The 25,759-nt window shown below is 70.9% G+C and carries 28 protein-coding genes; 11 read left to right on the plus strand and 17 right to left on the minus strand.

What is annotated here, in order from left to right; translation table 11 throughout:
* Positions 1 to 16: 16 nt before the first annotated feature.
* The 4 genes from BJ964_RS08260 to BJ964_RS08275 all read right to left on the minus strand — a co-directional run bounded on the left by BJ964_RS08260 (position 17) and on the right by BJ964_RS08275 (position 3,168).
* Positions 17 to 922 carry a septum formation family protein gene (locus BJ964_RS08260; protein ID WP_188120132.1) on the minus strand — a complete coding sequence of 302 codons (906 nt, stop codon included), beginning with the start codon at positions 920 to 922 and terminating at the stop codon, positions 17 to 19.
* A 91-nt stretch (positions 923 to 1,013) separates the two neighbouring features.
* Positions 1,014 to 1,442, minus strand: coding sequence for an aspartate 1-decarboxylase (gene panD, locus BJ964_RS08265; RefSeq protein WP_188120133.1), 429 nt, complete (start codon positions 1,440 to 1,442; stop codon positions 1,014 to 1,016).
* Positions 1,442 to 2,275, minus strand: coding sequence for a pantoate--beta-alanine ligase (gene panC / locus BJ964_RS08270; protein ID WP_188126851.1), 834 nt, complete (start codon positions 2,273 to 2,275; stop codon positions 1,442 to 1,444). The genes panD and panC overlap by 1 nt, the downstream gene beginning before the upstream one ends.
* A gap of 35 nt (positions 2,276 to 2,310) precedes the next feature.
* The gene (locus BJ964_RS08275) at positions 2,311 to 3,168 is read right to left on the minus strand and encodes a Rossmann-like and DUF2520 domain-containing protein (protein WP_188120134.1); all 858 of its coding nucleotides are present in this window, start codon (positions 3,166 to 3,168) and stop codon (positions 2,311 to 2,313) included.
* Between the two features lie 207 nt (positions 3,169 to 3,375).
* Between BJ964_RS08275 and BJ964_RS08280 the strand changes: the two genes are divergently transcribed.
* A complete protein-coding gene (locus BJ964_RS08280; protein WP_188120135.1) occupies positions 3,376 to 4,356 on the plus strand; it encodes an SAM-dependent methyltransferase in 981 nt (326 codons plus the stop codon).
* A gap of 17 nt (positions 4,357 to 4,373) precedes the next feature.
* The gene (locus tag BJ964_RS08285; RefSeq protein ID WP_188126852.1) at positions 4,374 to 5,498 is read left to right on the plus strand and encodes an NADH-quinone oxidoreductase subunit D; all 1,125 of its coding nucleotides are present in this window, start codon (positions 4,374 to 4,376) and stop codon (positions 5,496 to 5,498) included.
* 4 nt (positions 5,499 to 5,502) lie between these two features.
* On the opposite strand, the gene BJ964_RS47300 is transcribed toward BJ964_RS08285, so the two are convergent.
* The 8 genes from BJ964_RS47300 to folP form a co-directional block, all read right to left on the minus strand.
* The gene (locus BJ964_RS47300; protein WP_203832531.1) at positions 5,503 to 6,594 is read right to left on the minus strand and encodes a hypothetical protein; all 1,092 of its coding nucleotides are present in this window, start codon (positions 6,592 to 6,594) and stop codon (positions 5,503 to 5,505) included.
* Positions 6,595 to 6,704: 110 nt separating this feature from the next.
* The gene (locus BJ964_RS08295) at positions 6,705 to 7,196 is read right to left on the minus strand and encodes a hypothetical protein (protein ID WP_188126853.1); all 492 of its coding nucleotides are present in this window, start codon (positions 7,194 to 7,196) and stop codon (positions 6,705 to 6,707) included.
* A 45-nt stretch (positions 7,197 to 7,241) separates the two neighbouring features.
* Positions 7,242 to 7,526 (minus strand): hypothetical protein, encoded by a 285-nt coding sequence (locus tag BJ964_RS08300; protein WP_229806980.1) that lies wholly within the window; start codon positions 7,524 to 7,526, stop codon positions 7,242 to 7,244.
* Positions 7,527 to 7,566: 40 nt separating this feature from the next.
* Entirely contained in the window at positions 7,567 to 8,775 is a 1,209-nt protein-coding gene (locus BJ964_RS08305) for an ABC transporter permease (protein WP_229806979.1), read from the minus strand.
* Between the two features lie 138 nt (positions 8,776 to 8,913).
* Complete coding sequence (locus BJ964_RS08310) at positions 8,914 to 9,432, minus strand: DUF3180 domain-containing protein (RefSeq protein ID WP_188120137.1); 519 nt, start codon at positions 9,430 to 9,432, stop codon at positions 8,914 to 8,916.
* Positions 9,429 to 9,956 carry a 2-amino-4-hydroxy-6-hydroxymethyldihydropteridine diphosphokinase gene (gene folK, locus BJ964_RS08315; RefSeq protein ID WP_188120138.1) on the minus strand — a complete coding sequence of 176 codons (528 nt, stop codon included), beginning with the start codon at positions 9,954 to 9,956 and terminating at the stop codon, positions 9,429 to 9,431. The genes BJ964_RS08310 and folK overlap by 4 nt, the downstream gene beginning before the upstream one ends.
* Positions 9,953 to 10,315: a dihydroneopterin aldolase gene (gene folB / locus BJ964_RS08320; RefSeq protein ID WP_188120139.1), complete on the minus strand. Its 363-nt coding sequence runs from the start codon at positions 10,313 to 10,315 to the stop codon at positions 9,953 to 9,955. Before folB ends, folK begins: the two co-directional genes overlap by 4 nt.
* The gene (gene folP / locus BJ964_RS08325) at positions 10,312 to 11,136 is read right to left on the minus strand and encodes a dihydropteroate synthase (protein ID WP_188126854.1); all 825 of its coding nucleotides are present in this window, start codon (positions 11,134 to 11,136) and stop codon (positions 10,312 to 10,314) included. The genes folB and folP overlap by 4 nt, the downstream gene beginning before the upstream one ends.
* A 362-nt stretch (positions 11,137 to 11,498) precedes the next feature.
* On the opposite strand from folP, the gene BJ964_RS08330 reads away from it, so the two are divergent.
* From BJ964_RS08330 to BJ964_RS08360, 7 genes are read left to right on the plus strand one after another with little or no spacing between them, the layout of a single operon-like run.
* A complete protein-coding gene (locus BJ964_RS08330) occupies positions 11,499 to 11,762 on the plus strand; it encodes a hypothetical protein (RefSeq protein ID WP_183224381.1) in 264 nt (87 codons plus the stop codon).
* A gap of 1 nt (position 11,763) precedes the next feature.
* Positions 11,764 to 12,126, plus strand: coding sequence for a hypothetical protein (locus BJ964_RS08335; protein WP_188120140.1), 363 nt, complete (start codon positions 11,764 to 11,766; stop codon positions 12,124 to 12,126).
* A 37-nt stretch (positions 12,127 to 12,163) separates the two neighbouring features.
* Positions 12,164 to 15,469, plus strand: coding sequence for an ATP-binding protein (locus BJ964_RS08340; RefSeq protein WP_188120141.1), 3,306 nt, complete (start codon positions 12,164 to 12,166; stop codon positions 15,467 to 15,469).
* Between the two features lies 1 nt (position 15,470).
* A complete protein-coding gene (locus tag BJ964_RS08345) occupies positions 15,471 to 17,420 on the plus strand; it encodes a DMT family transporter (protein WP_188120142.1) in 1,950 nt (649 codons plus the stop codon).
* A 3-nt stretch (positions 17,421 to 17,423) separates the two neighbouring features.
* Positions 17,424 to 17,966: a hypothetical protein gene (locus BJ964_RS08350; RefSeq protein WP_188120143.1), complete on the plus strand. Its 543-nt coding sequence runs from the start codon at positions 17,424 to 17,426 to the stop codon at positions 17,964 to 17,966.
* Positions 17,963 to 19,081: a M23 family metallopeptidase gene (locus tag BJ964_RS08355; protein ID WP_188120144.1), complete on the plus strand. Its 1,119-nt coding sequence runs from the start codon at positions 17,963 to 17,965 to the stop codon at positions 19,079 to 19,081. Before BJ964_RS08350 ends, BJ964_RS08355 begins: the two co-directional genes overlap by 4 nt.
* A complete protein-coding gene (locus tag BJ964_RS08360) occupies positions 19,078 to 19,680 on the plus strand; it encodes a hypothetical protein (RefSeq protein WP_229806978.1) in 603 nt (200 codons plus the stop codon). Before BJ964_RS08355 ends, BJ964_RS08360 begins: the two co-directional genes overlap by 4 nt.
* Positions 19,681 to 19,682: 2 nt before the next feature.
* On the opposite strand, the gene BJ964_RS08365 is transcribed toward BJ964_RS08360, so the two are convergent.
* Genes BJ964_RS08365 through BJ964_RS08385 form a run of 5 tightly spaced genes read right to left on the minus strand, consistent with a single transcriptional unit; the run spans position 19,683 to position 22,284 of the window.
* Positions 19,683 to 20,234, minus strand: a complete 552-nt coding sequence (locus BJ964_RS08365) for a hypothetical protein (protein ID WP_188120145.1) — start codon at positions 20,232 to 20,234, stop codon at positions 19,683 to 19,685.
* A 30-nt stretch (positions 20,235 to 20,264) separates the two neighbouring features.
* Entirely contained in the window at positions 20,265 to 20,555 is a 291-nt protein-coding gene (locus tag BJ964_RS08370) for a hypothetical protein (RefSeq protein ID WP_188120146.1), read from the minus strand.
* 13 nt (positions 20,556 to 20,568) lie between these two features.
* A complete protein-coding gene (locus BJ964_RS08375; protein ID WP_188120147.1) occupies positions 20,569 to 21,564 on the minus strand; it encodes a WXG100-like domain-containing protein in 996 nt (331 codons plus the stop codon).
* On the minus strand, positions 21,561 to 21,875 hold the full coding sequence (locus BJ964_RS08380) for a hypothetical protein (protein ID WP_188120148.1): 315 nt from the start codon (positions 21,873 to 21,875) through the stop codon (positions 21,561 to 21,563). Before BJ964_RS08380 ends, BJ964_RS08375 begins: the two co-directional genes overlap by 4 nt.
* A gap of 49 nt (positions 21,876 to 21,924) precedes the next feature.
* Positions 21,925 to 22,284 carry a hypothetical protein gene (locus BJ964_RS08385; protein WP_188120149.1) on the minus strand — a complete coding sequence of 120 codons (360 nt, stop codon included), beginning with the start codon at positions 22,282 to 22,284 and terminating at the stop codon, positions 21,925 to 21,927.
* A 203-nt stretch (positions 22,285 to 22,487) separates the two neighbouring features.
* Here BJ964_RS08385 and BJ964_RS08390 point away from each other — a divergent pair, with 203 nt between their 5' ends.
* Positions 22,488 to 25,076 carry an FtsK/SpoIIIE domain-containing protein gene (locus BJ964_RS08390; RefSeq protein WP_188120150.1) on the plus strand — a complete coding sequence of 863 codons (2,589 nt, stop codon included), beginning with the start codon at positions 22,488 to 22,490 and terminating at the stop codon, positions 25,074 to 25,076.
* Positions 25,073 to 25,756: a hypothetical protein gene (locus tag BJ964_RS08395; RefSeq protein WP_188120151.1), complete on the plus strand. Its 684-nt coding sequence runs from the start codon at positions 25,073 to 25,075 to the stop codon at positions 25,754 to 25,756. Before BJ964_RS08390 ends, BJ964_RS08395 begins: the two co-directional genes overlap by 4 nt.
* Positions 25,757 to 25,759 lie beyond the last annotated feature (3 nt).

A 25,759-nucleotide genomic window follows, 5' to 3' on the forward strand; every position in this document is an offset into this window, starting at 1 on the left:
GCCTCAGTGGTCATGGTTACTTGTACTGGACCGGGAGGGCCTTCGTCCCCTTGCCCTTGAGCGAGGTGGTCAGATCGGACCCGTCCAGCCACAGATAGCAGCGGACCCCGTGGTCGCCCTGCCCCCACACGTCGGCGTTGCCGGGCAGCGACACCACCCCGATCCGGTACTGCAGGTTGCCGTCGAGCGGCACCCCGGCGTATTCGGCGGCCACCTTCCGGCAGCCCTCGTGGAACTCCTCCCAGGAGGCGTCCTTCTTCGGGTAGGCGGTCCCGGCCGGGGCGGTCCAGATCCCGGCGAACTCGGCGTTGTGCTTGTCCGTGCACTTCATGGACGGCATGCTGCTGATCGCCCCGGCCTTGTCCAGCTTGATGGCGTAGCAGGTCAGCAGCAGATCGGAGTTCTTGCCGGCGAGTGCGCCACGGAGGCTGCCGGTACGCCGGGCCAGGGCGCCGTCGTTCTCGATCGAGTCGAGTTCCACCAGCTCGCAACGGAACCAGCGGGCGCCGCCGTTCCACGCGGCGGGCGAGGGGTGGGTGACGCCGATCCAGAGCCGGGCGTCGCGCCAGGGGCCACCGACGTACGCGGTGGTCTTCTCGTCGCACTCCTTGTAGGCCGCCCGTGCGGCGGCCGACGTGCCGGCCGGTGGCTGGGCGGCGTCCGCGGCGGGCTTCGGGTACTCGCCGACAGCCACGGTCTCGGTGCGGTGCTCGACGCCGCAGTCGACCTCTTCGTAGGTGGAGCGCGGCCCGGAGACGGCGAAGTTGGAGAGGTGGCACGTCTCGGCGGCCGGTACGAACCCGGTGGCCGGGGCCATCGCGCCCCAGTCGTTGGTCAGATCGCCGTCGATGTCCCGGCCGGCGCCGCAGCCGGCCACACAGAGCAGGGCGGCGATTCCTGAGATACACAGGCCGAATCGCATGACCCGTGCCTCCCGAGCAGCTCGGTGACATTATCCGATTTGCCGACTATATGGGCATCGGTACTGCTCGGGAGGAAGGATCGAGAAAGAGCTATCCCACAGCCAGGGTGAGGTCGCCGCGTACCAGGTCACCGGCCATTCCGGGAACCGCCTCGGCCGGGTCCGCGCCCAGCTCGATGACCCGGTTGTCGGCGTCCACGTGCACGACCCGCGGCTGGTAGGCGCGCGCCTCGGCGTCGTCCATCTGCCCGTACGAGATCAGGATGACCAGGTCGCCCGGGTGCACCAGATGCGCGGCGGCCCCGTTGATGCCGATCACGCCGCTGCCCCGCTCACCGGGGATCACGTACGTCTCCAGGCGCGCCCCGTTGGTCACGTCGACGATCGCCACCTGCTCACCGGGGATCAGGTCGGCCGCCTCGAGCAGGTCGAGGTCGACGGTGACCGAGCCGACGTAGTGCAGGTCGGCCTGCGTCACGGTGGCTCGGTGGATCTTCGACTTCAGCATGGTCCGAAGCATCAGGCGTTCTTCTCCAGGGTCAACGGGACGTTGTCGATGAGCCGGGTGGTGCCGACCCGGGCCGCCACCAGCAGGCGGGCCGGGCCCTCCTCCGGGACCGGACCGAGATCCGGGCCGGTCAGTTCCAGGTAGTCCACGCGTACCCCCGGCTCGTCCGCCAGGATCTTGCGGGCGACGGCCAGGACCGACGCGGGGTCGCGCCGCACGGCGCCCTCACGCAGGGCGCGGGACAGGGTCAGAGCGGACCGCCGCTGGTCCGGCGAGAGATACCCGTTACGGCTGGAGAGCGCCAGACCGTCCCCTTCGCGTACGGTGGGGACGCCCACGATCTCGACGGGCAACTCCAGGTCGCGCGCCATTCGCCGGATCAGCGCCAGCTGCTGGAAGTCCTTCTCGCCGAAGTAGGCGACACCGGCCCGGGTGAGCATCAGCAGCTTCTCGACCACGGTGAGCATCCCGGAGAAGTGGCCGGGGCGGCTCGCACCCTCCAGGATCTCGCCGAGCGGGCCCGGGTGCATGGTGATCGACGGCTGCCCGTACGGGTAGACGTCGTCCCGTCCCGGCGCGAACACCACGTCGGCGCCCTCGGCCCGGCAGGCGGCGAGGTCCTCGTCCAGGGTGCGCGGGTACTTCTCGTAGTCCTCGTTCGGCCCGAACTGCAACGGGTTGACGAAGATCGTCACGACCACGAACGGGGACCGCTCCCGGGCCACCCGCATCAACTGCCGGTGCCCCTCGTGCAGGGCGCCCATGGTCATCACGACGGCGATCTCCCCCGGCGCGGCGTCCAGGGCGGCCGCCAGCTCGGCCCGGGTGTGCACCAAATTCGTCACGCGGTGCCTCTCGTGCTCGGTCGCGGTGCGGTCGGTCACGCGTTGCTCCCCACCGCGGCACGGGACAGGACGTCGAGCAGGGCGGTGGCGTCCTGCGGGCGCAGCCGGCCGGAGGCGATCGCCCGGTCGGCGGTGCGCCGGGCCATCGCCAGGTACGCCGGCAGCGCCTCGGCCGGCATCCGGTCCAGGTGCTTGCCGACCGTGCCGGCGTCGCCCCGGGAGACCGGCCCGGTCAGCGCGGCGTCACCCATCCGCAGCGCGTTGTCCAGCGCCGCGGTCAGCAGCGGGGCCAGCACCCGGCCCGGCTCGCCGACGCCGGCCGCGCGCAGCACGTCGGCCGCCTCGTTGACCAGGGTGACCAGGTGGTTCGCGCCGTGCGCCAGAGCCGCGTGGTAGACCGGGCGGGACTCCTCGGCGATCCACTCGGGCACGCCGCCCAGATCGGCGACCAGCCGGGTCGCGAAGGCGCGGTCCGGGGCGGTCACCCCCCAGGCGATGCCGGGAAGCCGGTCCAGGTCGGTGTCCGCGCCGGTGAAGGTCATCGCGGGGTGCAGGGCCATGCCGTTCACATCGCCCAGTACGGCCAGCCCGTGAGCCCCTGAGGTGTGCGCCACCACCGGGCCCCGGTGCAGCGCCCCGGTCCGGTCGAGGCCGGCGACCACACCGGCGAGCATGTCGTCCGGGACCGCGAGCAGCAGCAGATCGGTGGCCGCGCGGGCCACCTCGTCGGCGGGGAGGATCGCGGCGTCCGGCAGCAGGCGGGCGGCCCGCTCGCGGGAGGCGGCGGAGACCGCGGCGGCGGCGACCACCCGGTGGCCCGCCGCGTTCAGGGCCGCGCCGAGCACGGCGCCGACCCGGCCGGCGCCCACGACGCCGACGGTCAAAGCTCTCATCTTCGGATCCAGTCCTCGTGGAAGGGGTACCGGTCGGACGGCCAGTATGCGCCGCGTTCACACGGACGTAGCAATGGCGTGTGAGTTACCGCACGGGGTTGAGCCCGGGCACCCACTCACGCCCGGATGCGGGCGCTACGGCCCGGTGTTGCAGCGGCGCCGCGACCGCCCACGGCGGTACGGGTAGGCGTACGAAAGGATGGGTTCATGGGGTTGGGGTGGCGGCCGGCCATGCAGGCGGCGCTCTACGGCAGTGACGGTTTCTTCGTGCGGGCGAGCGAGGGGCCTCGTGATCATTTCCGGACCAGCGTGCACTCGTCGCCGTTGTTCGCCGGGGCGATCGCCCGGCTGGTGGAGCGGGTTGACGCGGCGCTCGGGCATCCGGCCGCGTTCGACCTGGTGGATGTGGGAGCCGGCCGCGGGGAGTTGATCACCGCACTGCTGGCAGCGCTGCCGGAGGAGCTGGCCGGGCGGGTGCGGGCGACCGCGGTGGAGATCGCGCCGCAGCCGATCGGGCTCGACCCGGCGATTCGCTGGCGGCGGGAGATCCCGGAATCGATCACCGGACTCCTGGTGGCTACCGAATGGCTGGACAACGTGCCGCTCGACGTCCTCGAGACCGACGACGACGGGCTCCTGCGGACGGTGCTCGTGGACCCGGCGACCGGCGCCGAGACGCTCGGCGCGGAAGCGGACCCGGCCGATCGTTCCTGGGCCGGCCGCTGGTGGCCGGGAGAGGGCCGGATCGAGGTGGGCCGGCCCCGCGACGAGGCGTGGGCGGAAGCGGTCGGCTCGATCGAGCGGGGTGCCGCGCTCTGCGTCGACTACGGGCATGTGAAGACGGAGCGGCCGGTGTTCGGGACGCTGACCGGATTCCGGCAGGGGCGGCAGGTCCCACCGGTGCCGGACGGCGGCTGCGACGTCACGGCGCACGTGGCGATGGACGCGGTGGCCGCGGCGGCCGGCGTTCCCCATCGGATGGTGCGGCAGCGGGAGGCGCTGCGGGCGCTCGGTGTGGACGGTGCCCGGCCGTCGCTGGAGACCGCCCGGACCGATCCGGCGGGCTATCTGCGGGCGCTGTCCGCGGCGGGGGCGGCGGCCGAGCTGACCGATCCGGCCGGACTCGGCGGACACTGGTGGCTCTGGCACGGTGTCGGCCTCGGCGACCATGGCACGATGCTCTGGTGAGCGAGACGCTGCGGGAGATGACCGTCGGGACCGGCTCCGGGCTCGACACCGCCGACATGGTGCTCAACATCGGGCCGCAACACCCCTCCACGCACGGCGTGCTGCGGCTGAAGCTGACCCTGGACGGCGAGCGGGTGGTCGCCTGCGAGCCGATCGTCGGCTACATGCACCGTGGTGCCGAGAAGCTGTTCGAGGTGCGCGACTACCGGCAGATCATCATGCTGGCGAACCGGCACGACTGGCTGTCCGCCTTCTCCAACGAACTGGGCGTTGTCCTCGCCGTGGAACGGCTGATGGGCATCGAGGTGCCGGAGCGGGCCACCTGGCTGCGGATGGCCCTCGCCGAGCTGAACCGGGTGCTCAACCACCTGATGTTCCTCGGCTCCTATCCGCTGGAGATCGGCGCGATCACGCCGATGTTCTACGCCTTCCGTGAGCGGGAGACGTTGCAGGCGGTGATGGAGGAGGTCTCCGGCGGCCGGATCCACTACATGTTCAACCGGATCGGCGGGCTGAAGGAGGAGGTCCCGGCCGGCTGGACCAAGCGGGCCCGGCAGGCCGTCGCGGCGGTCCGCAAGCGGATGCCCGACCTCGACGGCATCATTCACCGCAACGACATCTTCATGGCCCGGACGGTCGGGGTCGGCGTGCTCAGCGCCGAGGACGCGGCCGCCTACGGCGCCTCCGGTCCGGTCGCCCGGGCGAGTGGTCTTGATTTCGACGTACGCCGGGACGAGCCCTACCTCTTCTATGAGGAGTTGCAGGTGCCGGTGGTGACCAAGACCGCCGGGGACTGCCACGCCCGGTTCGAGGTGCTGCTGGAGCAGGTGTACGTCTCCCTCGACCTGATCGACGCCTGCCTGGACCGGGTGGAGCGGATCGGTGGACCGGTCAACGTGCGGCTGCCCAAGGTGGTGAAGGCGCCGGAGGGGCACACCTACGCGTGGACCGAGAACCCGCTCGGGGTGAACGGCTACTACCTGGTGTCCCGGGGCGAGAAGACGCCGTGGCGGCTCAAACTGCGGACCGCCTCCTTCGCCAACGTGCAGGCGCTGGCCACGCTCATCCCGGGCTGCCTGGTCCCCGACCTGATCGCCATCCTCGGGTCGATGTTCTTCGTGGTCGGCGACATCGACAAGTAGCCGTCTACCAGCTGTCCTGGTTGCTGTAGCCGGGATAGTTCGCGAAATCGGCGAGGGTGCCGACGTTGGTGTCGTTCGCGGACGGGCGGTGGCGGCGGGCCTTGTAGTCGGCGGTCGGCTCCTCGTAGCCGTTGGCACCGGCGTAGCCGTCGACGGCACCGAAGTCGCCGTCCGGGGCCTCGGGGCGGCCGTACTGCGGACCGGGCCGGACCGCCGCGGCGGCACGGGCGGCCGGGGGCGCCATCATGCCGTTCGGGCCGGGCGGAGCGACCGCGGCGGCGGCTCTGGGCCGTTGCGGCGGCGTGGCGGCAGCGGCGACCGGCGCCGGGCCGGGCATCGGCACACCGCCGGGCATCGGGACAGCTGCCGCGGCGACCCGGGCGGCTCCCGTGGCGGGCGGCGGCGGGACCGCGGCGCTCGCCCGGCCGGCGGGGGCGCTGCTGCGGGCGGGTGAGACCGGGTGGACGATGCCGGGCACCGAGGCGCGGCCGTTGGTCGGTTGCGGCGCGAAGTCCGGCTGGTAGTCCTCGTACCCGGTCTGGTCGTAGCCGGTCTGCTCGTCATAACCGGTCTGGTCGTACCCGGTCTGGTCGTACCCGCCCTGGTCATAGCCGTCGTAGGCGCCGGGCGAGACCGGCTGCGGGACGAGATCCGCGTGCGCGAACTCCGGCTGGGGCTCGTAGCCCGGCTGGTGCACGAACTGCGGCCGGTGCCCGTAGTCGGGCTCCGGCGGCGGTGCGGCGACCTGCGCCCGCCCTCCGGAGTTGCGCACGGGCAGGGGCGGTCGCGGCTCGGCCGGGGCCGGCGCCGGAGCGGCCTGGGCGAACTCGGCGCGCAACTCCCGCCGGAGAGCATCGACCTCCTGGGCGACCCGGTCCTCGATGTCCATCCGGAGGAGCACCGGATCGCTGCGGACCAGCACCGACGCGCCGATCAGCACGACGCTGACCGCGATCAGCAGGATCGCGAACCGGACCGAGTTCGAGTTGCCGCCGATCAGCACGATGGCGGCCGACATCGGGGCGAGGACAACCCCCGCCCAGACGAGGCCACGGAGCAGCCGTGCGCTGTGTCCTTGGGTCTCCCGTTCCGGCATGGCCGCAGATGTTACCGAGAGTGCGGCCCGGACAAAACCATCCGTCGCGGGACGGCATGAACCGGCCGTGGCCTCGCCCTTCGGTGAGGCCACGGAACCGGCTGCCGGAATCAGCGGGTGCCGCGCCAGCCGCCGAGCGAGGCGAGGCCGACGATCCAGCCGGTGAACAGGCCGTACTGGGTGCCCGCGCCGGCCGCGTTGAACGCGCCGAGCAGGGACGGGTTGCTGAGGAAGAGGGTGGCCAGCAGGGCGGCGAATCCGCCCGCGAAGATGTACGCGGCCCAGCCGGCGAAGAACTGACTGATCGTGCCGCGCGCCCGGGCCAGCTGCGAACCGGGCAGCAGGTAGAGGAAGAGCGCGGTCAGCACGACCACCAGGATCGCCTTGAGGTCGCCGACGATCACGTCACGCAACGAGTCGTCGGTGTCGAAACTCCAGTGCGGCCAGGCCAGCAGCCGCAGCCACCAGCCGCCCGCGGTGTCGGGGGACGTGTTCTCCTGGGCCCAGTCCGCATACCACGGGCTGCCGAAGACCAGGACGAGTACGAGTGCGGCAAGAGTGCCCGCACCGGGTGCGGTCTTGTACCGGTTACCGAGAGCCATGCACCCGCGAATTCCCACGGGGGCATGATTTTCAAACGATGACGGTCACTGCTTGCTGAGGTAGTCGATGAACGCCGCCCGCAGCAGTGGCTCCTGCACCCCGAGATCGCGGCCGTCGAACTCGCGCCACAGGGCGACCGCCTCGTCGACGGTGGGGCCGATCGAGTTGGGCGCCCCGTCCAGCGAGGCGGCGTCGGCCGCGTCCGGCAGGTGCCGCAGCACCGCCCAGAAGAAGGCGATGTCGTGTTTCTCCCGCGCCTTGGTGAACGCCTGCACACGCAGGACCTCGGTGGGCAGGGCGTCCAGTTCCGCAAAGCTTTGCGAGGTCATGTCCGAAAGCATAGGTCAGCAGGTGGCACCCCACCGGCCGTCATCCCCAACGGTCGCTGCGCGGCGCCGGGGTGGCCGGCGAGTTCCACGTCTCCGGCAGGGTGGGCGACCACGTGCCGTTGGAGGCCGCGGCGTTCCACTCCTCGGGGGCCGCCGACTGGTAGGCGGCGCCGTACGACTCGACGAACCGGGTGACGATCAGGCCCGCCGTGAAGACCGCCGCGGCGATCGCGAACAGGGCGATCTTGAGGTCGAGGCGGTCCGAGTACTCCAGGAAGAGGGTCAGGGCGGTCACCGCGAACAGGGTGCCGAAGATGCCGCCACGACGGCCGTACGCGCTGGTGCCGGCGAGCATGGCCAGGCCGAGCGCGATGCCGGTCCACTCGAGGCCGGTCTCCGGCTCGATCGGGCGGTCCGCCTGGGCGGCGAACAGCACCCCGGCGCCGACCGCGAAGAGCGAGGAGACGATCAGCGCGAGGACGGCCGGGACGGCGGCGGCCACACCACGGCGGCGGGCCGGGTCGCCGACCGGGCGCATCCGGCCGACGAAGCGGCGCACCGGGCCGATCGCGCCGAGCGCCCCGCCCAGCACCGCGAGCAGCGCGAACCCGCCGAAGAACAGGAACGCCTTGCCGGTCGGGTCCCAGTCGCCCTGCACGACGACCGGCTCGGGCCGCATCTGGATGTAGACGATGACGCCGAGCCCGGCGGCCAGGGTGGCGGCCCAGCCGGGGACGTGCAGCACGACCACCAGGGCGGCGATCGCCAGGGCGCCGGCGGCCGCGATGATCAGTGCCGGGACGATCGCCTTGACCACGCCCTGGTCGCCGTTCTCGGCGTACTGGAGGGCGGCGGCCAGGGCGATCGGCCCGAGGGCCAGGTTCGGCACGCCGGCCCGCAGGGTGAGCCCGGCGCCGAGCGTGAGCAGGCCGATCGCGGCGCCGGTGACCAGCAGCGCGTCGAGGGCCGGGCGCTGGAGGGCGGCCACGTCCTCGCGGCGCAGCAGGAAGCCGAGGACGCCCGCGGCGACCAGCAGCATGACCTCCCAGCCGAGGTGGATGCCGAGCCGGTCGCGGCCGTCGTCGGTCACGGTCGGGAGCGCGCCGGTGGTGGTCACCGGGCTCCGCAGAGACTGGTCGAGGGTGGTGCCGGCGGTGTCGTCGTACTGCACCCGGCGCCGGTAGGCGGCCGGGTCGCTCTCGGTCTTCTCGTCACCGGGCCGGCGGAAGGTGGTGTCGTCGTACGCCATGGTCCGCGCCTCCTTACGCCTCCACGAGCGGTTCGAGGCGCACGCTACTCCGGCTGTGTGCCGCCCGCCGCAAAGCATACGGAAACGAGATGGCCTCAGTTCAGAGGCCATCTTTCGTCGAAGATCATCAACGGCCGGTCAGTGGCGGTTGGCCTCGTCGTCCTCGCGGTCGGGGCGCTCCGGGACCCGGCAAGCGCGTTCCAGCCAGAGCGCCGCGGCGATCAGGGCGATCGCGGCGGCCAGGGTGGTGGCCGCGGTGGGCACGCTCGACCCGGCCTCGTCGGTCGGCTCCAGCAGCAGCCAGACCAGCAGGCCCGCGGTGAACCCGGCGGACAGGGCGCCGACCAGTGAGGACGCCTTGGCGAGAGCGGCGTACCGCGCCACGGCCAGCGGCTGGACCGGCGGCGCGCCCGGCTTCCGCTGGATCCGGGCGCTGGTGTTCTGCGCGAGATAGGCCTCGGCGACGGCGAGCACCCCGAGCACGCCCGCGCCGGTCCACGGCAGCGGGGAGATGTAGTAGAAGAGGTCGCTCGTGGAGATCAGCAGCCAGCCCACCGCCGCGGCCGCCAGAGCGGCCACGATCAGCGCCGACGCGCTGGTCGGCCGGAGCGAGGGATCGGTCCGGCGCGAAGGGTCGTTGCCCGGGTTGACGCTCACTCCATCGACTCTAACGACAGTTCCGGACGGGCCGTGACACCGGCGAGGTCCGCCGCCACCTCGGGCGTGTCCAGCAGAGCGGTGACCGGGCCGTGCCCCGGCAGCTCGGCCTCCGGATCCACGGCGAGCCACGGCACCAGCACGAAGGCCCGCAGGTGGGCGCGCGGGTGCGGCAGCGTGAGCACGGGATCGTCGTCGACGACCGGGGCGCCGTCGTCCCGCCGGACGGCGATGACGTCGACGTCCAGCGTCCGCGGCCCGAACCGTCGCTCCGGGTCACGGACCCGGCCTTCGGCCGTCTCGCAAGCGTGTGCCCGGTCCAGCCAGTCGCGCGGGGTCGCGCCCGGATCCTTCACCAGGACCACGGCATTGAGGTACGGCGGTTGCGCGCTGTCTCCCCACGGAGGTGTCTGGTAGATCCCGGAGACGGCCGTGACGCTGTCGCCGAGCAGCGCCACGGCGGCCCGCAGGTGGGCGAGCCGATCCCCCAGGTTCCCGCCCAGGGAAAGCACCGCGCTGGTCATGAACGGCTCCGATGGAGGGTGACCGCCACATCGGCGAACTCGTGCGGGATGGGCGCCTGCGGCTTGTGCACGGTCACCACGGCGGACTTGACCCGAGGATCGGCGAGGCACACGTCGAGGAGCCGGTCGGCGAGCCGCTCCAGCAGGTTGACCGGCTCGCCGGTGAGCACCCCGACCAGGGCGGTGGCCAGCTCGCCGTAGTGGACCGTGTCGGTCACGTCGTCGCTGCGGGCGGCCGGGCCCAGGTCGAGCTCCAGGGTCACGTCGACCACGAAGTCCTGCCCCTCGGCCCGCTCGAAGTCGTACACGCCGTGGTGGCCGCGGGCCCGCAGGCCACTCAGCGTGATCCGTCCGGTCATCGGCCCTCCTTCGCTCCGGCACGGATCGCCGGTGCGCCCGTCGCCTGCCAGACGGCGAGCGCGTCGGCGGTCGCGCGTACCTCATGGACCCGCACACCCCAGGCGCCGGCGGCGACCGCCAGCAGAGAGGTGGCGAGGGTGGCCGCCTCGCGGCCGTCCACCGGCCGTGGCGTGCCGTCCGGCCCGGCGAGCAGCCGGCCCAGGTAGGTCTTGCGGCTGGCCGCGAAGAGGACCGGGAAACCCAGTTCGACGAGTACGTCGAGGTGGGCACTGAGCGCCCAGTTGTGCTCGGGCAGTTTCGCGAAGCCGAGACCCGGGTCGAGGACGATCATGCCGGGGTCGACGCCGGCCGCGATCGCCGCGTCGGCACGGGCCCGCAACTCGTCCCGGACCTCGGTGACGACGTCCGTGTAGACGGCGAGCTTCTGCATCTCGCGGGAGTGGCCGCGCCAGTGCATCAGGATCCACGGGCACCCGGCGGCCGCCGCGACCGATGCCATGGCCGGGTCGGCGAGGCCACCGGAGACGTCGTTGATCACGGCGGCGCCGGCCGCCAGCGCCGCCTCGGCGACCGCCGCGCGGGTGGTGTCGATGCTGACCGGTACGCCGTGGGCGAACAACGCCTCGATCACCGGAACCACCCGGGTGATCTCGGTGGCGGCGTCCACCCGCTCCGCCCCCGGCCGGGTGGACTCGCCGCCGATGTCGATGACGTGCGCGCCTTCGGAAAAAAGGGCGATGCCGTGTTGAACCGCGGCGTCGAGGTCGGTGTATCTCCCACCGTCAGAGAAGGAGTCCGGCGTGACGTTGAGGACACCCATCACGACCGGGTGATCCAGACGAAGCAGTTCAGACCCCGTGAGCTGCGCGCCTGTCGGCGAAGTGGACACACGTGAAGGGTACGGGGCAGCGGTCACTCGAACACGCGTACGATGGCATGTAACGAGGATTCACGCACTCCTTCACCTTGGGTAACGAAACGGGCGCTTGTTGCTCGCATGTACGGGCCGTACTCTTCGGAACTGGGCATCATGAAGTGACCGAAGAGAGCAGAGACGAGCATGGCAGTGCCCGAACGGCTCACTCGACGCGGTGAGTCAGAGGTAGCACCATATGGGCGTTGCCGTACGGCTTCACAACTGCAGCGTGTCCGTACCCCCCACGGACACCGGGAGGTTTACCGATGATCGCCACCGAGATCGCCATCCTGGCCGCCGAGCCAGCCGGCAACATCAATACCGAAGGCATCGTCACCTTCTTCGCGAGCAACATCGCGCCGATCCTGCTCGCGGTGCTCGGCGTGATCTTCATCGGCCGGGCCAGCAAGGGCGAGATCTCCAAAGTGCTCACCAGCTCGGCGATCGCGATCGTGGGCCTGGCGTTCATCGCCGGCGCCGCGACGCTGTTCTTCGTCGGCGAGTCGATCATCGACCTGATCTTCAACTGAGATGCGGCTCCGGACCGACGACGACATCTACCGGGCGCGCCTGGTCTATCTCGGCCCGCCCGGCTACACACTGCCCGTCCATCTGCCATATGCGCAGTACGGGATGTTCGTCGTACTGGTGCCGCTCTTCATGTTCTTGCACTACCTGATGACGCTGGAATTCGACCCGTTCCCGGCCTGGGAGATCGCCCTCGCCATGGTCACCACGTCGTACGTGTTCCGGCACGTCGACCCGGACCGGCCGGCCCGTGCCGTCATCAAGACCGCGCTCACCGACTGGCGCCGCACCCGCGAGCCGGCCGTGGAACAACGCGACCCCAGACTTGTCGCCACTCGCATCCGGGTTCGGGAGGAGTTGGTATGACCAGTTGCCGCTTCGTCCACGCGCACGAGGTCCACGCATGACCGGAACGTATCCGCACGGGCATCCCCGGGCGGACGCCTCGTCCCCGGGCAGGCAGAGTAACGGTGTGCGTTCGGACAACTACTCCCTTCCCGACCCGGTCGACGATGCCGACGAGTATGTCGCCGCGCCCGGGCACGGTGGAGTGGGCGTCTTCCAGGCGCCGCAGCCGGTCCGGCCGCGCGGGTCCGCGGTGGACAGCAACCTGGACATCGACTCGCCCTTCCTCGACCTCTTCGGCGGCGCCCCGGGCCCCCGATCGGGTGAAGCTCGCCCGATCTCGCTCCCGCCGGCCGTCGCGGCACCGCCCATCGCCCCGCCGCCACCGGTCGCCCAGGCACCGGTCTCGCCACCCCCGGTCGCCCAGCCGCCGGTCTCCCCGGCACCGGTCCCGCCGCCGCCGCTGGAGACCTCACGCGGGTGGAACGGGGCGCCCTTCACCCGGGCGCCGGTCGGGCCCGAGCCGGACTTCTTCGAGGAGAACGGCAACGTCCCGGCCCCCGAGGTGGACGACGAGTGGACCGACTTCGAGGACTGGCCGCCGCCGCCCGCCGCGGCCGGGCCCGCCGTCGCCCCGCCGGCCGACCCGGTTCCGGTGTGGCAGGCCCCGGTGCCGGCCGTGCCCGTCCCCACCTCTCCCGCGCCGCTGCCGGTGCCCGTACCGGAAAAGGCCCCGGCCCGCCGCGAGGAGAAGGCGCCCGCCAAGCGCAAGGAGCGCCGGGAGCCGAAGCCGGCGCCCGTCCGGGCGCCGAAGTTCAAGTTCAACGACCGTGACCCGTCCGTCGAGCTGGCGATCAGTGAGATCGCCGGGCACCTGACGTTCACCCAGAGCACCGTCACCGCCTGGTACCAACTGCCCGAGGTGCGCTGGGCGTTCCGGCCGGACGCCGAACGCGAGGCCCTGCTCAGCGCCATCTCCGAGCAGTACGCCGGGCTCGCCGGCTTCCGCCTGCACCTGCGCCGGACCACCCGCCCCTTCCCGGCCGACGAGTGGGCCCGCACCGTCGACGCGTTCACCACCAAGCCGCTCGGCGACGTGCACGGCGGCACCTCCTGGTCGGACCACCTGGTCGCGGCCCAGCGGCACCTGCTCTCGATCAACCATGCCGAGGGGCAGACGTACCTCGGGGTGACGTTCGCGCGGCGGTCGCTCGGCGACACCTTCTCCGAGCGGATCCTGCGCGTCTTCGGCCGCGGCACCTCCGACGGCGAGCGGCGCAAGCTGGGCCGCACCGTCGAACAGTTCGACGAGGTGCTCAACGCGTTCGGCATGCGCGGGCGCCGGGTCACCCCACAGGAGCTGGAGTGGCTGCTCTACCGGTCGGTGGCGCTGTGCATGGCCCCGCCCGGGCTGCTCTCCCCGGTCACCAACGGCCACTGGGAGACCGGCGACCTGCTGGCGCTCACCGAACAGGTCGAGCGGTACCGGACCCCGTACGGGTCGACGGTCAAGCTGGTCAACCGGATGTCCGGCGAGGAACGGCACGTCGCCGTGCTCTCCGTCGGCCGGATGGAGCCGCTGGAGATCCCGGAGAAGCACGAGCCGTGGATGCACTTCCACGAGCGGCTGCCCTGGCCCATGGAGATCTCCTCACGGATCGACATCCTCGGCTCCGGCAGCTCCTTCAAGAACCTCGAACACCGGCTCCGGATGATCCGCTCGCAGCAGCTCGACTACGCCGAACACGGCATCGACGCCCCGCCCGAGCTGGAACGCCTCGCCAAGCGGGCGCTCGTCATCGGCGACGAGATGACCACCGGCCTGCCGGTCGAGTCGGCCCGCGCCCACGGCTGGCACCGGATCGCGGTCGGCGGCGCCACCCGCGAAGAGTGCCTCGAACGCGCCCGGCGCCTGATCCAGCTCTACTCCCGCGAGATGCGGATCTCGCTCCAGCACCCGAAGAACCAGGACCAGCTGGCCCGCGAGTTCATCCCCGGCGAGCCGATCGCCAACACCGGGTACGTCCGCCGCATGCCGGTCAAGCTGCTCGCCGCGGCCCTCCCGCAGGCGGCGTCCACGGTCGGTGACCGGCGAGGCGACCTGATCGGGCGGACCGCGGGAACCTGCCGGCGGCCCGTCTTCCTCGACCTGCACTTCCCCATGGAGGTCCGGGAACGCTCCGGGCTCGGCGTCTTCGTGGCCGAACCCGGTGGTGGCAAGTCGACCCTGATGGGCGCGCTGGGCTACCTCAACGCGCGCCGAGGAGTGCAGGTCACCCTGCTCGACCCGTCCGGGCCGCTCGCGCGGTTGTGCCAGATGCCGGAGCTGCGGCCGTACAGCCGGGTGCTCAACCTGACCGGGTCGGAACAGGGGACGCTGGCGCCGTACTCGCTCATCCCGACCCCGGTACGGTCCGAGTTCCCGACCGGGCCGTCCGGCGACCGGGAGTACGAGATCGCCGTCTCCAACGCCCGGGCCGAGCGGCGCATGCTCGTCCAGGACATCTGCTCGATGCTGGTGCCGCCACAGGTCGCCAAGGAAGCCTCCACCGCCACCCTGCTGCGCCACGCGGTACGACAGGTGCCAGCCGAGGAGACCTCCACACTGGACGACGTCGTACGTACCCTCCAGGGTCTCGACGACGAGGGCAAGGAACTCGCCAACCTGCTCCTCGACACCGCCGAGATGCCGCTCGCGCTGCTCTTCTTCGGGCACCCGCCGCAGCATCTGCTCGGCGCCGACGCGGCACTCACCGTGATCACCATGGCCGGCCTGCGACTGCCCGACCTCAAGATCGAGCGGGAGTACTGGTCGGCGGAGGAATCACTCGCCCTGCCGATGCTGCACACCGCACACCGGCTGGCCGTCCGCCGCTGCTACGGCGGCTCGATGTCCTCCCGCAAGATGGTCGGCCTGGACGAGGCCCACTTCATGGAAGGCTGGCGCTCCGGCCGGTCCTTCCTGGTCCGCCTCGCCCGCGACTCCCGGAAATGGAACCTGGCCGCCCTCGTGGCGTCACAGAACCCGCGCGACATCCTCGGACTCGACGTCCAGAACCTGGTCTCCACCGTCTTCGTCGGCCGGATCGCCGAAGACCAGGAGATCGCGTCCGAGGCGCTCCGGCTCCTGCGGGTGCCGGTCCACGACGGGTACGAGGCGACGCTCGCGTCCCTCTCCCAGGTCGACACGTCCTCCCAGCACCGGCTCGGGTTCCGTGAGTTCGTGATGCGGGACGTGGACGGGCGGGTCCAAAAGGTGCGCGTCGACGTCTCATACGTCGACGGGCTGCTCGAACACCTGGATACGACTCCGGGCGTGGCACCGCCGACGGTGGTGCCACTCCCGTCCGACCTGGAGGTTTGAGATGGTACGGCGGGGGTTGGCGTTCCTCACCACGTTGTTCGTCGCGGTGGTGGCGTCGATCGCTTGGGCGGTCGCGGCGCCTTCCAGCGCGGGCGCGGCACCACCACCGCCGACGAAGGTCCCGGGCGGCGCCTGCAGCGTCGAGGAGTGGCAGCAGAACATCCAAGGCTGTGTGAGCCGCCTGGCCGAGGTCAGTAGTGCCCGTGCTCAATGCCTCACCGCCCCGACGCCCAACACACCGGATTCCGGCTTGGCCGGATGGTTCGCGGAACGTCCCGAGTCCTCGGATGGACTCGGCTACGACGGCCTCTACAGCAAGTACGGATATGCCGGGTACAACTACACGACCTATGACCTGGACAGTGGCTGCGCCTCGACGCTGGTCGACCCCGACTTCAAGGTCGAGACAACGATCGCCAACGGCGAATTCATGATCGCCACGGCCATCATCGGCGCCTCCAATGCGCTCAGGGAACGTGCCTGGGATCCGCAATCTCTCTGGGGTTGGGCCGATCCCCTGGTCGAACAGGCCACGCGAGCGGTCTACGAGAAGGTGTTCACCGTCTTCGGGGTGGTGACCCTCGCAGTCGTCGGTCTCTACCTGCTCTGGCGGTCACGGCAGGCGGAGTTGGGCGCCGCGACCACGACAGCGGGCTGGGCCATCCTGATCATGGTGGTCGTCACGGCTATCGCGGCCTGGCCGGTCAGGTCGGCGACCATCGCGGACCAGAGCCTGATCACCAGCCTCAGCGTCGTCCACGACGCCGTGGGACCTCGTGCACACGAAGTCCCGCCTGAGCAGTGCGACGACCCCACTCCGGGGGCATGCGAGGACGACCGCGCCCCGGCGGTCCGGGCGAGTGACACCGCCACGGAGACCATCCTCTATCGGAACTATCTGCGCGGACTCCTCGGCTCGGCGGACAGCGAGACCGCCAAGAAGTACGGCCTCGCGCTCTACGACGCGAAGTCGATCTCGTGGCAGGAGGCGGAGAAGCTCCGCGAGAACCCCCAGACACGCGATGCCCTGATCAAGCAGAAGAACACGCAGTGGCAGAAGGTCGCCGAGCAGATCAAGACGGAGGACCCGGAGGCTTATCAGTACCTCCAGGGCATCAACGGGATGGACCGGATCGGTGCCGGTTTCATCGCCGTCCTCGCTGCGGTCATGTTCGCCATGTTCGACCTGACCGCGTCTCTCCTGGTGCTTCTCGGCTTCCTCGTATTCCGATGGGCGGTCATCGCCGCGCCGATTCTGGGAACCATCGGCCTCCTGCAGCCGGCGAGCAGCGGCATCCGTCGCCTCGGCAACGCTGTCGTGGCGGCTCTGTTCAATATCGCGATCTTCGGTACCGGCGCGGCCATCTATCTGTTCGCGGTCGATCTGATCATGAACACCGCAAGTCTTCCCGGCTGGCTTCAAGTCGTCCTGGTGTGGCTTTGCGGCATCGTGGGCTGGCTGCTTCTCCGGCCGTACCGGCGAATCACTCAGCTCGGTGGAAAAGACGGCACGGCCGCCATCGCGTCCGCCGGTTCGTGGCATCGCCGGTTCTTCCGTGACATGCGGGAAGCGGCCAAGCTCGAAGTCGCCGAGGGTGGTGGCACCCGGGAGCCGACATTCGGCAAGGGCGGTGCCGCCGCCGAGCAGCGGGCCCTTCGCCCGGAGGCTCGACTTGAAGATCCGGCGCATTCATCGCGCAACGAGAGCACCGAGATCGTTCCCGCCGGCGCTCCGACCCGTCCAGACGGCAACGAGTCCGTACGGGACGATGGTCCGACCACCTCGCCCGCACCACAGCCCCAGCCCACCCGGGCCCGGACCCGCGCCAATTCCGACTGGACCGAGCCGGACGTCGCAGAACGGCCCGCCTCCTACGCGATCTACCGGCCGGAGACTGGTTCGACCAGCCAGGAGCCGGCCAGCCCGCGGGTGCGTTCCGAGGCGAGGTAGTAGATGCCCCGATTGATCGAACGCGGCCTCAACGGGATCTTCCGATCCCGTTGGGGGGTCGGCATCGTCATCGTCGCCATCATCCTGGCCGTCGTGGGTATCGGACGGCTGTTCTCCGACGGGCAGGCGTCTCCTCCCCTCGGGAACAGCAGTCCGGCGCCGGCGATCAGCGTGGACCCCTCGGACAACGACAGCGTCATCTCCCCGGACCCGCCGCCGACTCCGAAGACCAGCCCGGGGCGGGCGCAGCCGGAGGCGGTCGCCTACGCGTTCGCCTCGGCCTGGGTCGACCACTCGAACGTCACCGCGAAGAAGTGGATGAACCGCCTACAGCCGAACGCGACCCAGGCGCTCGCGGACAAGCTGCGCGGGGTCGATCCGGGCAGTGTTCCGGCTGATCGGGTGATCGGGCGGCCGAGCCTGGTGGCGGTCAACGAGACCATGGTCAACGCGACCGTGACGATGGACTCCGGCAAGCTCGGTCTTCGGCTCGTGGCACCGGAGGGGTACTGGCTCGTCGACGGCATCGACTGGGAACCGGCGTGAGGTTCCGTCGTCCCCGTAAGGCAGTCCTGGTCGTCGCCCTGGTCGTCACGCTCGCGCTGCTGTGCTGTGGCGGCACCCTCACGGTCCTGCTGTTGAACGGACTCACCAACAACGACAACGACCGGTTCTCCAACGCGTCACTGGGCTGCGGGAAGGGCGGGGCAGTCGATCCGGATTCCAAGCTGCCGCGGATCCGGCCCTACGGCGCCGCCCAGATCCGCAATGCCGCCATCATCATCAATGTCGGCGCCGACATGAAGCTGCCACCCCGGGCCTGGGTGATCGCGGTGGCGACCGCCATGCAGGAGTCCCGGCTGACCAATCTCGGGAATCTCGGTTCGCGTAACGACCACGACTCACTCGGCCTCTTCCAACAGCGGCCCAGCACCGGCTGGGGCACGCCGCAACAGGTTCAGGATCCCGTCTACGCCAGCACGAAGTTCTACGAGAAGCTCAAGACGATCCAGGGCTGGGAGAACATGGCGCTGACCGAGGCCGCGCAGGCGGTCCAGATCAGCGCCTATCCGGACGCCTACGCGAAGCATGAGCCCCTGGCCACCCAGATCGTCAACATGCTGGCCGACGGGGCCGCCAACGCGGTGGGCAACCAGATCGCGCTGGAGTGCGCGGCAGCGGGGCAGATCGCGGCCTCCGGCTGGACCATTCCACTCAAGGCGCCGGTCGGGTCCGGCTTCCGTAGCCCGGAGCGGCCCACCCACCAGGGTGTCGACCTGAGCGTGGAGAGGTACAAGCCGATCCAGGCAGCGGCCAGCGGGGTGGTCTCGCTCGTCAAATGCGACGAAGACTTCAGGGGCCGCAAGACCTGCAATGTGGACGGCTATCCGGGTAAGGGCGGATGCGGGTGGATGGTCGAGATCATCCATGCGGGCAACGTGATGACGCGTTACTGTCACATGGTGCAACGGCCGTTCGTGCGGGAGAACCAGCAGGTCACGGCCGGTGAGGTGATCGGCCGGGTGGGCACCAGCGGCAACTCGTCCGGACCGCACCTGCACTTCGAGGTCCATCTGAACAACGACCGGTCCAGCGCCGGCGCGGTCGACCCGGTTCAGTTCATGCAGCAGCAGGGCGCAGCGTTGGGGAACCAGGGATGAGTGGCGGAACGATGCCGGACCCGTTCGGCGGGCACCGGGAAGGGGCACTGGAATCGCCTCGCCCGATAGTGCCGACTCCGGCCACCATGGCCGGTGAACTGCGGGGTCGGCGCGTGCTCGTCGGATTGCCCGGACACGGCTGGCGGTGCGATCTCCGGGCCGATGAAAAGGTGATACAGGGCAGCCGAACCTACGTTCCGGTGATGCCGGAGGCCGAGTGGTACAGGGCCGAGGCGGAACAGACGGAAGTGTTCGCGGCATTGGTTCCGGTCGAACGGGTCTGGGTCGAGGAATTGGGGTTCGCCGGCACAAGTATTCCCGGCGCCAAGGTGAATCGGCTGGTCTCACTCGATGAGCCGCCACGACGGCCGCCGGTGGCGGCGATCGACGCGGATTCGCTGACCGGGCGCCGGGTCACACAGGTCCTGGAAAATGGCGAGGAACGCCGTGACCTGCGGGCCGTCACGGAGACACACGTGAGCGACGACGGCACGGTCGCCGTGCGTGTGACTCAGGAACTCGACTGGTACAGGTGGGGCTGGAGCGGCAAGATCCCCCGCACGCTAGAGGTGCCGGCACATCTGATCTGGGTCGAATAGGCTCACGCCTGCTTTGCCGCTCCGCAGACACGCCAGGACTCGCCTTGGTCCTGCAGCTTGAATACCCACTCTTCGTTCCTGCTGCTGTTCATCTTGCCGTTGGCGGCACTGGAAATCGTGAGCTGAGTACTCACGTCCTCCTGGCCTTGACCGGTTGGCGACCGGTAGAGAGCTCCCCAACTGACCGAGACCGTCACCTTGAATTCGGCCTCCCGCCTCAGGAACTCATCGCGGAGACCCTTGATCGCTTGCAGGTCCGGGGAGTCACAGGTGTAGAGCTGTGCCTGCTGGTCGTCTCTGTTCACGAGGTAGGCGATCAGGAAGGCGTCGGCGACGATGTCCGGCTCGCTACGGTTGATCTCGGTGGCGTCGTTGTAGAGGAGGAAGACGGCGCTGACTGCGCCGACGCAGAGGAGGGCCATGATGCCGCCGCCCATGGCCAGCCACAAGCGGGCCCGGCGGCTCTGCAGGCGGGCACGGGGACGTTCCGGGGGCGTCACCGCGACGTCCCCCTCGTATCCGGCCTCACCGGCGCCAGGCTCACTGCATTGCATACATGAGACAGTAGTTCGTCCACCGAGCGCCTACGGGTTCCAGGCCGGCAGGGTGATGAACTCGGTCTCGGCCCCCCAGTGCCGCAGGATCTCCACGACGGCGTCCTTGATGACGGCGAGGTGCTCTGGGGCGATCGGCTCGCCGTCCTCCCAGACCGGCACCTTCGGCAGGTAGACGCCGTCGCTTCCGATCCCGCGATCCACCGGCAGAATCATGCCGCGTCCCTGGTAGTCGGCTCGCATGGTCTCCCGGTCGACGTTGCGGAGAGTCACCCCGGTGTCGGTTCGTGCCGCTTGGCTGGCGATATCGTGTACACCCATCCCGCCTCCACCGTCATGCATCGGGGTCGATGACCCCAATCTTCGTCACTGCCGGGTTTCGTTCCAAGGCCGGGCGTTCCACGGTGTTCCAGATCCCCTCGGCTCGCGCGTTGTGTGACCAGGCGGTGACCTCGCCCTGAGCGTCTTCGGCGTAGCGTTCGGAGAGCCGGGACCAGACATCCTTGGCATGATCGGTCCGGATCGGTGAGCCGGTTTCGAAGAGGAGCATGTCGTCGAAGCGGGCGCCACCGGGGGTCTGTTCGAGCGTCACCGAGGTCACGCCGTCGGTGTGTTTCTCGGCGTAGACCCGCATGGGTGTTCCGGCGCTGTCCTTGCCGGAGTAGAAGTTCGCGCCGTCGAGGGGGCTGTGTACGTCAACTCGTTCGACCTCGCGCATGAGGCGGTGGAATTCGGAGTTCTGTCCGAAGTGCTTGGCGAGTTGGCCGGCGTGCTGGGCGGCGGCCTTGGTGCCGGCCGTGCGGAGCAGTTCGGCGGCCTGGGCGAACGAGTGGGCGATCTCGCCCTCGACCACCTGGAGCGCCTTGTGGACGAGCTGGCGGCAGGCGATCCGGCTGGCGGCGACGAAGAGCGGGATCTCGGCGAGGGTGGCGCCGGCCGAGACGGCGGCGGTGGCGATGGCCTGGCCGACCTGGAAGGCGAGCAGGGTGAGCTGGGCCAGGTAGGCGGTCTTGAGGGCGACCGTGACACCGGACATGGCGATGAGTCCGGCGCCGATCAGTTCGACGGCGGTGGCCGCGTCGGCGAGGTGGCGGCCGGGGCCGTCGTCGCCGTTCCACCACTGCTCGAAGGCCTCGACGGTGGCGCCCTCGTTCTCCAGCCACACCCGGCGGGCGGCCGCGTCCGCGTCGGCGGCGTGCTGGCGCAGGCGGGTGCCGTGCTGGATCCAGGCCATGCCGTCGGCGTAGAGGCGGTCCTCGTCGGCTTCCGGCCAGCTGAGGCCGAGCCATTCGAGCGGCTCGGTGAGTTCCGGGGGCAGTTCGATGGTCATGATTCGGCCCTCAGTGCGGCCGCGGCGGAGGCGTCGGTGGCGGCGACGGCACGGGCCTGTTCGGTGAGGGTGAGCGCGGCCTCACCGATCTGCTGGACGTGGGAGCCGAGCGCCTGGAGGGCGTGCCCGAGGACGGCCTGGTAGGCGATGGCGAAGACGCCGCCGCTCTCGTCGCCGCCCCACGGGTTGCCGGGGCCGGCGACGGTGGTCTCCAGGACGGCGACGTCGTCGGCCATCCGCTGCGCGATTCCGGCCAGGGCACGGCCGGACGACGCCACCGCTTCCGGGTCCAGTCTCATTCGTACGCTCATGTCGCCGCCTCCGTTCCGCTCCGGTGGCGGCACGGGAACCCGAGTTCGCTCATCGCCCGGCCGCCCGCCGGGAGAGGTCGCGCAGGGCCGCGGAGATCTCGGCGAAGCGGCGTTCGGCCGTGGTGTTGACGTCGGCGACGGCTTCCTCGTACGCCGTCCGGTGTTCCGTCTCCATGCCGGCCTGTGCCTCGGTGATCGCGTCGAACAGGGCGGTCCGCAGTTCGTCGACGGTGAGTTCGGTGACTTGCGGGTCGAGTACGACGTCCCACAGTCGCCCGTCGCCGTCGAGTTCGATGCGGATCAGGCCGTCGGCGCCGGTGCCGGCGGACGCGATGTAGTCGGCGGTGTCGCCGGATTCCACCGTGTGGGTGGATCGGGCGTGCTCACCGTGCCTCTGCGTGTGGTCCACCGCGGCCTCCCCTCGCTGCCGTCCCGCGCGGATCGTGTGGGTACGAATACCGCTGTTGCACGCTTCGGGTTCAAGCCGACACGGACGGTTTCGATGGTGGTCCTGAATGGACTGGTCGGGACCGGTCCGGCACGAAAGTCGCACAGGGGACGCAACGCGGTGACCGGACGGGTCTGGGATAGGTTTTATGGCGCGGACAGGAGGTGACGGCAGTGGCTGATTCGACTCTGCGGGTCCGGCAGGCCGCTGCTCTGCACCGGCAGGCGGTGGCGGCGGCGGACGCGGCCGCTGTCGCGTTGGAGGCGTACGCTCCGGCCGCCGCCGACCCGCGCGAGCAGCATCGTCTGGCCGACCGGCTTCGGGCGGCGGCGGCGCGGCTGGCGCCGGGCTGGCTGGGGTCGACGCTGGACGCGTTGTCCCCGGTCGCGCCGCTGGGTGGGGACGGGACACCGCAGTTCGTCCGGGTGGGGCTGGCGCAGCCGCTCGATGACGTGCGTTTTCCGGCCGTGGTGCCGCTGCTGGGCACCGGGCATCTGACGATCGACGCGACGGCCACCGATCCGCGGGTGTTCGGCCTGCTGCGGTCGCTGCTGTTGCGTCTGCTGGCGGCCGCCCCGCCGGGTTCGCTGCTGGTGCGCGCGGTGGACGGTGTCGGTGGCGGTGCGGTGTTCGCGCCGTTCGAGGAGCTGTCCGACGCGGGCCTGATGTCGCCGCCGGCGACCGATCGGCAGGGTCTGCGGGATGTGCTGTCCGAGGCGGAGAAGTGGCTGCGCCCGGCCCGGTCCGGCGGCCGGCGGGGGCGGCGGGATCGCAGTCTGCTCGTGGTGATCGCGAGTCTGCCGGAGCTGACCGAGGGTGAGGAGCTGCGGCGGATCGCGGCGCTGGCTCAGCAGGGCCCGGATTCCGGGCTGCATCTGATCGTGGCGGGCTGGCCGCCGCCTCCGCTGACCGCGGAGACGACTCAGGCGCCGCTGCCGCGGACGACGGCCATCTCGGTGCGCAACCCGTATGCGATCGTCGGTGACCCGCCGGGCGGGACGTTCGGGTCGTCGCCGGCGGCGACGTGGCTGAACGCGCCGGTGTTCCTGGACGAGGATCCGCCGCCGCGCCTAATCGACGCGGTCTGCCGGGAGCTGGCGGCCGATTCGGCGGAGGCGTCCCGGGTCGCTCTCTCCGACCTGCTGCCGGACGAGGAGTTGTGGTCGCAGGACGCGGCGGGCGGTGTGGAGACCGTGGTGGGCCACCACGGTGACGTGCCGCTGGTGCTGCGGTTCAACGACCTGACCCCGCACTGGATGCTGGGCGGCCGGTCCGGCGCCGGCAAGACCGCCTTTCTGATCAACGTCCTGTACGGGCTGGGCGCCCGCTACAGCCCGGACGAGCTGGCGCTGTACCTGCTGGACTTCAAGGAGGGCGTGTCGTTCGCCGAGTTCGTCCCGACCCAGCGGGACCGGACGTGGCTGCCGCACGCCCGCGCGGTCGGTGTCGAGTCGGACCGGGAGTACGGCCTGGCCGTCCTCCGCGAGCTGGACGCCGAGATGGGCCGCCGGTCGCTGGCCTACAAGCGGGCCGGGGTGTCGCGGTTCGCCGATCTGCGGGCGGTCGCCGCCGAGGAGGGCCGGGGTGGTCCGCTGCCCCGGGTCCTGTGTGTGATCGACGAGTTCCAGGTGCTGCTGGCCGGCAACGATCCGATGGCGGCCGAGGCGGTGGCGCTGCTGGAGTCGCTGGCCCGGAAGGGCCGGTCGTACGGGATCCATCTGGTCCTGGCGAGCCAGACGGTGCTCGGTGTCGAAGCGCTGTACGCGAAACGCGACTCGATCTTCGGCCAGTTCCCGGTGCGGATCGCGCTGCCGGGCGGCGGGGACGTGCTGGAGCCGACGAACGACGCGGCGGCCGGCCTGCCGATGGGCAGCGCCGTGGTGAACACGGCCGGTGGTCTGGGCGGGCCGCGGGGCGCCACACGCGGGCATGAGCGGGTGGTCCGGTTCCCGGACCCGCACGCCGATCAGAGGCTGCTGAGCGATCTGCGGCACCGGTTGTGGGGTGCCCGCGACCTCCAGGCCCAGCCGCCGCGGGTGTTCGCGGGTTATGCGCGTCAGCATCTGGCCGACGATCCGACGTACCGGGCCGCGCTGGCGGGCCGGGTTGCGCGCCCGGCCGCGCTGGTCGGCCGGGTGATCGACGTGGCGCTGTCGTCGGCGGCGTTCCCGCTGGACTCGTCGCCGGGCCGGCATCTGGCGATCCTGGGCTCGCAGACGGCCGGGGCCGAGGTACTGGATGCGGCGGCCCGGAGTCTGGCCGCCTGCCACCCGCCGCGGACCACCCGGTTCGTGATCGCCTCGATGGTGGCCGAGGGTGACGAGCTGGCCGCCGAGCTGGCCGCCGAGATCGGGCACCGGCAGGAGGTGACGGTGGTGGACGCCGCCGGGCTGGCCGACGAGCTGGATCCGGAGCGGCCGGGTTACCGGGTGGTGTTCGGGCTGGACGCCGCGCCGCCGGGCAGCCTGACCGGTCTGCGCCGGCTGTTGCGGGAGGGCCCGAGCCGTGGCGTGCATCTGCTGTCCTGGTGGCGGGGGGTGCGCCGGTTCAATGAGGAGACCGGCGGCAGCATGGGCCGGGAGGATGTGGCCGGTCTGCTGTTCCTGAACGTTCCGCAGTCGGACGTGTCGCTGATGCTGGGCCGTCCGGTGGACTGGCAGCCGCGGGAGAACCGGGCGCTGCTGCACGACCGGCATGCCGATCGCACGGTGACCGTGGTCCCTTTCGTAGCGCCGGAGAGTGACGCGCCGTGACCGACCAGGCGGAACAGCACGGAGTGATCCCGGTGCAGGCGGGGCCACCGGCGCCGGGGCCGTGGGCGGACTATCTGGAGGCGGCCCGGGAGCTGGACGCGCTGCGCCGGGCGGCCAGTTCGTCGGCGGGTGAGCATGCCGCGACGGTGGCGGCCGCACGGCAGGAGCTGACCTCGGTCCGGGCGCGGCTGGCGCCGCAACGGGCTCGCCTGGCGCGCGATTTCCGCGTACCGGAGAGGGATCTGACGCCGCAACCCGCTGAGCAGGCGGCGGCGCTGGACCGGGTGGCCGGTGGACCGCCCGCCGTGCTGACGGCGCTGCGGGAGGCGCGAGTCACCGCGGACGCCGCGGATCATGCCTTCATCGGGCCGGTTCCGGCCGGGCCGGCCCGGCCGTGGGCGCGCAACCTGCTGATCTACGGCCCGTTCGCGGCCGCGGTGCTGATCGTGCAGGTGCTGCTGTTCCTGGTCGCCCCGCCGGGTTCGTCGTCGACCTACGCGCTGCTGTGCGGCCTGAGCATGCCGCTGCTGGCGTTCGGGATGGGGTGGGCGACGATCGGGTTCGTCTACGGCGGTGAGGGGGCGAAGGTGGATCGCACGCCGGTGCCCGGGCTCATCGCCTGCCTGACGCCGGTGCTGCTCACCTGTGCGGGCACCGGCCTGGAAGCGTTGTTCAATTAGGGC

Origin of the sequence: Actinoplanes lobatus (genome assembly GCF_014205215.1) — a bacterium.
GTDB classification, from domain to species: domain Bacteria; phylum Actinomycetota; class Actinomycetes; order Mycobacteriales; family Micromonosporaceae; genus Actinoplanes; species Actinoplanes lobatus.